This window comes from Bartonella sp. EBT8, assembly GCF_055796165.1.
Genome location: NZ_JBTTDJ010000041.1, coordinates 1 through 2,892, shown reverse-complemented (window position 1 = coordinate 2,892; position 2,892 = coordinate 1). Strand labels below are relative to the sequence as shown.

Below are 2,892 nucleotides of genomic sequence, written 5' to 3'. Positions count from 1 at the left end.
GACAAGATTGCCGCTTTTTACCCGATAGCGTGCGTTTTTATGGTCGACATGACTAATTGTGCCCACCATAACCATATTTGCTAGGCGTCTTTTTAAATCGGTGATGTCTTTATCGCGCCGCTCAAGCATGGGAGCCCTCGATTTTATGATATTTGTCTTCATTGCCCACACCTGTTTGTGGTGCAATCCTCAAGAAAGGTTCAACAAGTTTTGCGGTTGCACCACTTTCTTCTGTCTCAGGGGAGGGGATATTGGTCACATAAGTGACCTCAAAGGTTAGAATGGCCCCATGGAGTGCTAGAGCACCATTATCGCCAAAGGCAAAAGCAATATTTTGCAAGCGGCATGTTTCCACGGTGTTATTGAGATTGGCATTGGCATAGAAGATCTCTTCAACTTCCCATGCTAATTGATCAACAAAACGCGCTCCATCTTCATATGTCACATAACATTCAACATCCACGGTTAAGACACGCCGCCTTACTCTATCATCATAGCCATCTTCAATTGTTTCGCTTTGTGTTGAGATATTAATTGCCGGTGTGTTCTCAGCGGAAAAGTTGAAATTACGCATATTAAACACATTGTCACCAGCAGCCGTCTTTGCTGCTTTTATCAACGCAACAAAACTCTCTCTTATCGTCTCTCTCGGATGCATAAAAGCTCCTGTTTAATTGATGCCATTTTTACTCTAAAAATAGTTGACTAGGATTAATAATGATACTATTATCGGTTATGAACAATAAAGTTGAAAAAATAATCAGCTTGATGAAAGCCTCACCAAAGAACATCAAGTTTTCAGATTTGTTAGCTGTGTGTGTGCATTTTTTTGGAGAACCGCGGAACAATGGTACAAGCCACTTTGTTTTTAAAACGCCGTGGTTTGGTGATCCCCGTGTGAATATTCAAAAAGATACTGGCAACAAAGCAAAAGCCTATCAGGTCAAGCAAGTCTTACAAGCGATAGAAAGGATGAAACATGAACAATAATCATTATACATATCGTGTTTTGTGGTCGCAAGAAGATAAGGAATATGTCGGTTTGTGTGCAGAATTCCCATCCCTTTCATGGTTAGATATTCAAGCAGAGAAAGCTTTAAAAGGTATTATGGATCTCGTTTCAGAAGTTGTTGAGGACATGCAACACAATGGAGAAGAAGTTCCTGTGCCTTTGTCACATGGGAAATATAGTGGTAAGTTCCAATTAAGAATACCACCAGAACTCCATAGGAAACTTGCAATTCAAGCTGCTGAAAATGGTGTGAGTTTAAACAGATATATTTCTTCTAAACTTTAAAGTTTTGATCTATATGCACTAAAAGAAAAGTTAAGTTTATGAAAACCTCTCAATTAAAACAAATGCCGGTGTTTAAGACAGATGAAGAAGCAGAAAATTTTGTTGATACTGCTGATCTCACGGATTATGACTTAACTGGTTTTAAGCCCGTTCATTTTGAATCCTTACCTAAAAAAGCCTCTTAACCACCTCCCCATTTTTAAGAACGGGGAGGGGAGTTATGTTTTTGTTTAAGCAGCTTTCACAATAGGGTTTTCAATATTGGGAGCATAAGCTTGCAATAACGGATTCATAATATGCGGTAATTCTGAAGTTCCAAAACCTGTAAGGACTGCTAAAATCTTTGTAATATTTGGCACATCATCTTGAAGTTTCAAAATCAAAGCTTTCTCTACCACGCCCATGACCTCAACCAGTGCGCTATAGTCTTTATCTTTAATGTCTTCACAATTGACAAACTGAAACAACGCCATCCACAAATCGCATAAAAAATCAACACTGGTATTCATTGCACACCTCCATGGATTTGTTCTCTCAAGCAAGCTAATCCTCTAGATGTGATTTTCGTTGAAGGGAGCACCTTTTCTGTACCATCGGGTCTTTGAATCGTAATAGCAGGGCAATCCATCAAACCTTTCTTGATCTTATCCTGATAGGGTAACAAAGGAGCACCTGGAGCTCTTCGATAGACCCAATCATGTTTACGCAAATAATCGGTTAGATCTTTTGGTCGTACTTCTAACATTTTTGCAGATTCAATCAAACCAAACAAACCATCAGAACGTTTCAAGCCATCAAGCGCGTTTGCCTTGGGTTCTAACTCCGCAATCACATGATCTTTCTGCTCGATTTGGTTTTGTAAATGATTCAAAACACCAAGTAATGCTTGAGGACTTGAGTAGTCAATCTGTGGCGTTGCTATCTGCTTTGCAAGTTTTTCACACTCAATGAAATACAAACGAGCCTCTCTACCTTTCTGATTGTTCTCAAGCATAGAAAGTTCTTTGGCTCTATCGAGTGTGAGATAATAATCAATTGCGACAACAGCTCTAGATTTTGCGCTCGCCAAATTTGGCGACCGCAAATCTTGTGTTTTTACAAAATCTTGTCCTTCTATAAAGTTGTATTTGGTAATACGATCTTTAATCCAATTGGAAAAGTCTCGTTTTATTTCCAAAAACGTATATAATTCACGCGCGTTAACGGTTTGAACTAATTCGCCATCAATTTCAGTTTGATTTATATTAATTAAATATTGCGCCATAATTCGGCTCCTATGCAGTTAGACGTTTGTTAATGACACTCAAAAAGAGTGCCGGGCGCTAACAAACACGGTGCATAGTCCGTCGTTATGCTTTCCCCCAAAGGGTATTGTATAGCATAACTACACCCGACAGTATCATTATATGCACGTAGCACACAACGAGTCAAAGCTTTTAATTGGCGGAAAAAGATTGTTTCGGCAACCAATCCGCTATGCATTTAAGGTGTTTGTTAGGCACCTGATTCGATTATTCATATTCCTATTATAATGTCAAGCCAGTAATATCACTTTTTTCTAAAAATGATCAAAATGCTGTTTTACTGTGCCGCTA

General features: G+C 38.9%; 6 protein-coding genes and 1 pseudogene. 3 read left to right on the top strand and 4 right to left on the bottom strand.

The window, feature by feature from the left end; all coding sequences use genetic code 11:
• Together AC0QT4_RS08735 and AC0QT4_RS08730 are read right to left on the bottom strand one after the other, a co-directional pair.
• Window positions 1–129 (bottom strand): annotated as a pseudogene (locus AC0QT4_RS08735) (phage baseplate assembly protein V); the annotation flags it as partial.
• Window positions 122–658, bottom strand: a complete 537-nt coding sequence (locus AC0QT4_RS08730; protein ID WP_473201289.1) for a hypothetical protein — start codon at window positions 656–658, stop codon at window positions 122–124. The pseudogene AC0QT4_RS08735 and the gene AC0QT4_RS08730, both read right to left, overlap by 8 nt.
• Before the next feature lie 59 nt (window positions 659–717).
• On the opposite strand from AC0QT4_RS08730, the gene AC0QT4_RS08725 reads away from it, so the two are divergent.
• The 3 genes from AC0QT4_RS08725 to AC0QT4_RS08715 are packed head-to-tail and all read left to right on the top strand — an operon-like array spanning window position 718 to window position 1,482.
• Window positions 718–990, top strand: coding sequence for a toxin HicA (locus tag AC0QT4_RS08725; RefSeq protein ID WP_473201288.1), 273 nt, complete (start codon window positions 718–720; stop codon window positions 988–990).
• Window positions 980–1,297 carry a type II toxin-antitoxin system HicB family antitoxin gene (locus AC0QT4_RS08720; RefSeq protein WP_473201287.1) on the top strand — a complete coding sequence of 106 codons (318 nt, stop codon included), beginning with the start codon at window positions 980–982 and terminating at the stop codon, window positions 1,295–1,297. Before AC0QT4_RS08725 ends, AC0QT4_RS08720 begins: the two co-directional genes overlap by 11 nt.
• Window positions 1,298–1,335: 38 nt before the next feature.
• Window positions 1,336–1,482: a CopG family antitoxin gene (locus tag AC0QT4_RS08715; protein WP_473201286.1), complete on the top strand. Its 147-nt coding sequence runs from the start codon at window positions 1,336–1,338 to the stop codon at window positions 1,480–1,482.
• Between the two features lie 45 nt (window positions 1,483–1,527).
• Here AC0QT4_RS08715 and AC0QT4_RS08710 read toward each other — a convergent pair whose 3' ends face one another.
• Window positions 1,528–1,806 carry a hypothetical protein gene (locus tag AC0QT4_RS08710; RefSeq protein WP_473201285.1) on the bottom strand — a complete coding sequence of 93 codons (279 nt, stop codon included), beginning with the start codon at window positions 1,804–1,806 and terminating at the stop codon, window positions 1,528–1,530.
• Window positions 1,803–2,561 (bottom strand): antA/AntB antirepressor family protein, encoded by a 759-nt coding sequence (locus AC0QT4_RS08705; RefSeq protein WP_473201284.1) that lies wholly within the window; start codon window positions 2,559–2,561, stop codon window positions 1,803–1,805. The genes AC0QT4_RS08710 and AC0QT4_RS08705 overlap by 4 nt, the downstream gene beginning before the upstream one ends.
• Between the last annotated feature and the right edge of the window lie 331 nt (window positions 2,562–2,892).